Below are 4,019 nucleotides of genomic sequence, written 5' to 3'. Positions count from 1 at the left end.
GCTGCGGCGTTGGCAATCAAGTTTCCGCGTGCTTTCACTTTACTGTTGGGTGCGCGCCCTGATGAAGTCGAGCATGAGCGACGCAGCCAACAGCCGCGTGCATCTCGAGCAGGAGTTTGTCGGGCGAGCAGGCCCCGGAACCAAGTGTCAGATTAGCTGACTTTGACCAGACCGGTACGGCCGAAGACGCAATTGCGGCCATTCTTCTTTGCCCGGTAGAGCCGGTCATCTGCAGTAGAGAGAACCGTCATGAAGCTCACGCCATCTTCGTCGGCGGTTGCAACGCCGATGCTGACGGTTACCGGTCTTGCATCTGGTGTCCTGACGCTCGTCTCGATCGTCCATCGGAGCCGTTCTGCGACCAACAAGCCCTCCTCGTGGTCCGTGCCCGGGCAAATTGCAACGAATTCCTCACCGCCAAAGCGGAATACCCTGTCTGCAGAACGCAGGATCGTCACCAGCCGGGCGGCGATCGACTTCAGCACCTCATCACCCTGCAGATGGCCGAAGTTGTCGTTGACGTCCTTGAAGTGGTCGGCATCGATGATGATGACGGTCGTGAACTGCCCTTGCCGCAGGGCTTCCCGCATCATGACCGGTGCTTCGAACTCCATGCGCGAGCGGTCGTAGACGCCTGTCAGAATGTCCCTGCCCGTCCGCTCCAGAAGATCGTTGTACCGCTCGCGGAATGTCAGGTCGCCGAACAGATCGCTGAGCGAGCGTGCTGCCGCAGGAACGCCGTTTCGATGAATACAGAGCCGGTAGATGGCAAAGAGCGCGGTATAGATACAGACCGCAAACATCTTTGCCCTCCAGCCGTCCCAGAAGGCTGCAAGCGGTACGTCGAGAAAATAATGCAGTGCGCCGAAGAAGCCGATCTGGTCGAAGGTCAGAAGTGCGAAGCCGCACAGCACGAAACGAAGGATCACCTTGCGCTTCATCCAATGACCAAGGCGTTCGTACAGCAGAATGATACCGAGCGCATCGAGGTAGAGAAGCGCCGTACCCCAGACCATCAGCCATCCGATCTCCTTCAGGAAGCTGAAATCGGCTGCATTGCCGGGTGAAATCTCGACGGTATCATGCAGTTGCAGAACCCACGCGATCGCGACCGTCAGGAGATTTCCAAGGAACAGGCCGTAGATCGGCTGCCGGACCGTCGAAGCATCTTCCTCCAGGTAAAGCATCAGGATCATCATCAGCTTGCCGGCGAAGAAGACCGACGATCCGGGCGAGGCGACACCGAAAGGCAGCGACACGTAGAATACGGCGGCGAGATAGGTTTCCATGAAATGCATGACGCCGAGCGCCGTCATGAAAACGCCAAGGCCCAGCCGGTGGCGGAAATGCAGCAGGCTCACCATCAGCGAGAAATAGCCGACGGCTTCAACCACAATGAGACCGAGATTGACAATTGCCATCGCGCTTTCCGCTCTCCAACCGCTTCTTCATAGCGCGATACGGTTAAGAAACGGTCGCGTGACGTCAGGGTAACCCGCGGCCTCCCTGTATGGCTGCCGCCGCAAAGCCGCCCCGGCGAAGGCTTGGGAAGAGCGCGGCTAGACCTGCCGCTCCTTGGCACCGTCGCCGAAAAGCGAGGGGCCGTGCTGATCGATGATCTGGTGCGCTTTGCGCACCGTGCATTCGATCGCATCGTCCGAAGAGGAGAACATGTCGGCGCGGATGAAATTGCGAACCAGAACCTCGCCGCCGACCGTCTTTTCGATGCGGCCTGCCAGGCGAAACTGTCCGCCTTCCTTGCGCGGCTCAGCGTAGATGGCGCAATCGGCGTAAAGCTGCGGCTCACCCTTCGGGCCTGCGCTCGCCTCGGCCGATTTGCCGCCACCGGAAAACATCGAGAAAATGCTGGATAAGATCGAAGCCATGTTCCGCCTTTAACACGGGCCGCTCGCGCCCGCAAAGTCAAATGATGAGGTTGGCGAGGATGTCGTTCTCGGTGATGTCCTCGAAGCCCATGCCGGCCTTTTCGAAATTCGAAATCAGGGTGGCGAAGTTCTCCGGCGCCTTGGTCTCGATGCCGATCAGAACCGAGCCGAAGTTGCGCGCCGTCTTCTTCAGGTATTCGAAGCGGGCGATGTCGTCGTCCGGCCCCAGCAGATTGAGGAAATCGCGGAGCGCGCCGGGGCGCTGCGGCAGCCGCAGGATAAAGTATTTCTTCAGCCCGGCATAACGCATCGCCCGCTCCTTGACGTCGGGCAGCCGCTCGAAGTCGAAATTGCCGCCGGAGACAACAGCGACGATCGTCTTGTCGCGAATGGCCTGCGGATCCATCGCGGCGATCGCCGTCAAAGACAAAGCACCTGCCGGCTCCAGCACGACGCCCTCGACATTGAGCATTTCCGAGATCGTCACGCAGATGGCGTTCTCCGGCATCAACATGACCTGCGCGGCTGCAAAGCCTTTGAGCGCTGCGAAATTCAGGTCGCCGATGCGGGCAACGGCCGCGCCGTCGACAAAATTGTCGACCTTGGAAAGCGTCACCACTTCGCCGGCCTCGATGCTGCGTTTCAGGCTCGGCGCGCCTGCCGGCTCGGTGAAGACAAAGGCGGAATTCGGGACCGAGCCCTTGAGGTAGCCCGTGATCCCCGCGGCAAGCCCGCCGCCGCCGACCGGCAAGACCAGCATGTCCGGCACCCTACCCTCCGGCAGCTGCTGCATGATTTCGGCTGCGACCGTTGCCTGCCCCTCGATGATGTCCTCATGGTCGAAGGGCGGCACCATGACGCCTCCGGCCGCCTCCGCATGGTCGCGGGCGGCCTGATAGCATTGATCGAAGAAATCGCCGTAGAGCTTGATGGTGATGAATTCGGCGCCGAACATGCGCGTCTTGTCGATCTTCTGCTGCGGCGTCGTCACCGGCATGAAGACCACGCCCTGAACGCCGAAATGGCGGCAGACATAGGCAAAGCCCTGCGCATGGTTGCCTGCCGATGCGCAGATGAAGAGACGCTCGCCGCTCCCTTCGGCAATCGCCTTGCGGAAGAAATTAAAGGCGCCGCGGATCTTGTAAGAACGGACGGGCGACAGATCCTCCCGCTTCAGCCAGATTTCGGCACCGTAGCGCGCCGAAAGATGGTCGTTGAGCTGCAACGGCGTTGCCGGAAAGAGGCTGCGCAGCGCCTCTTCCGCGCGATCTACATCCTGTCTTATGACGGTCATCGGTCCATTCCTGTCTCAAGACCTCGCTATGGCACAGGTCGGCCGGCAAAAGAAGTCCGTTTAACCGCGGTGCGGTTCGTTCTGCGGAAAGCTTTCTTCATCGCGCTTGGCGGATTGCTGCAGCTCCCCCGTGCGTTCGCTTTGCAATGCTGCTAACGTGAAGGCATGATGATATCCCATTTTATGCGACCGCTCGCTTGGCTGCTGCTTGCCGCCATCATTTTCGTCACCATTTCGCCGATCGGCCTCAGGCCGCATACGATGACCAGCGTCTACGCCGACCGCGCGCTTGCCTATGCCGTCACTGGCTTCGTTTTCGCGCTCGGCTATCCGAAGCAGTGGAAGCTCGTCGCACTGCTTCTTTTCTTCGGCGCACTCGCAATCGAGTTCCTGCAATACCTGTCGCCGACACGTCATGCACGCCTGCACGACGCGGTCATCAAGGCAGCCGGCGCCATGCTCGGCATTCTTATCGGCCGCGCTACCTACCGGCGCGGGCAGATGAAGCAGAGGATCGAGGCCGTTCCTGCTCCAAAGCCGCAAACCGGTGCCGCCGCCGGCGCTCTTGACTGAATCACTCCAGTCGTTAATTGAGGATCGCCCGCGGGCGTGGCGAAACTGGTAGACGCAAGGGACTTAAAACCCCTCGGAGCAATCCTTACGGGTTCGATCCCCGTCGCCCGCCCCAGCACGCAGCCGTGACGCGAGGTTTTTGCGACGTCGGGCATCCACTCACCATTTCATCCGGGGGAAGTGCCAGTAGTCGGAACCGGTTCGGCGGGAGATGAGCTTCAGCGTGCCATCCGGCTGAACCACGTATCTTTCGTAGACCCGGTATC

General features: G+C 60.3%; 4 protein-coding genes and 1 tRNA gene. 2 read left to right on the top strand and 3 right to left on the bottom strand.

The features are described from left to right. Positions 1-152: 152 nt before the first annotated feature. The 3 genes from C9413_RS29000 to ilvA form a co-directional block, all read right to left on the bottom strand. Positions 153-1,421, bottom strand: a complete 1,269-nt coding sequence (locus C9413_RS29000) for a GGDEF domain-containing protein (protein WP_039844675.1) — start codon at positions 1,419-1,421, stop codon at positions 153-155. 138 nt (positions 1,422-1,559) lie between these two features. Next, complete coding sequence (locus tag C9413_RS28995) at positions 1,560-1,886, bottom strand: HlyU family transcriptional regulator (RefSeq protein WP_039844674.1); 327 nt, start codon at positions 1,884-1,886, stop codon at positions 1,560-1,562. Positions 1,887-1,923: 37 nt separating this feature from the next. Further along, entirely contained in the window at positions 1,924-3,180 is a 1,257-nt protein-coding gene (ilvA, locus tag C9413_RS28990) for a threonine ammonia-lyase (RefSeq protein WP_039844673.1), read from the bottom strand. Positions 3,181-3,345: 165 nt separating this feature from the next. On the opposite strand from ilvA, the gene C9413_RS28985 reads away from it, so the two are divergent. Then, positions 3,346-3,753: a VanZ family protein gene (locus C9413_RS28985; protein ID WP_170251266.1), complete on the top strand. Its 408-nt coding sequence runs from the start codon at positions 3,346-3,348 to the stop codon at positions 3,751-3,753. Between the two features lie 30 nt (positions 3,754-3,783). Further along, positions 3,784-3,868: transfer RNA gene (locus C9413_RS28980), tRNA-Leu, on the top strand. The last annotated feature ends 151 nt before the right edge of the window (positions 3,869-4,019 follow it).

Source organism: Rhizobium sp. SEMIA 4085, from assembly GCF_013004495.1.
Taxonomy (GTDB): domain Bacteria; phylum Pseudomonadota; class Alphaproteobacteria; order Rhizobiales; family Rhizobiaceae; genus Rhizobium; species Rhizobium gallicum.
The sequence above is the reverse complement of the archived record's forward strand: the minus strand, read 5'-3'. Positions and strand labels throughout refer to the sequence as shown.

Bases quoted from the DNA above. Each gene is read 5' to 3' on its own strand.
- C9413_RS29000 (WP_039844675.1), bottom strand. From the start codon at position 1,421: ATGGCAATTGTCAATCTCGGTCTCATTGTGGTTGAAGCCGTCGGCTAT.
- C9413_RS28995 (WP_039844674.1), bottom strand. From the start codon at position 1,886: ATGGCTTCGATCTTATCCAGCATTTTCTCGATGTTTTCCGGTGGCGGC.
- ilvA (WP_039844673.1), bottom strand. From the start codon at position 3,180: ATGACCGTCATAAGACAGGATGTAGATCGCGCGGAAGAGGCGCTGCGC.
- C9413_RS28985 (WP_170251266.1), top strand. From the start codon at position 3,346: ATGATGATATCCCATTTTATGCGACCGCTCGCTTGGCTGCTGCTTGCC.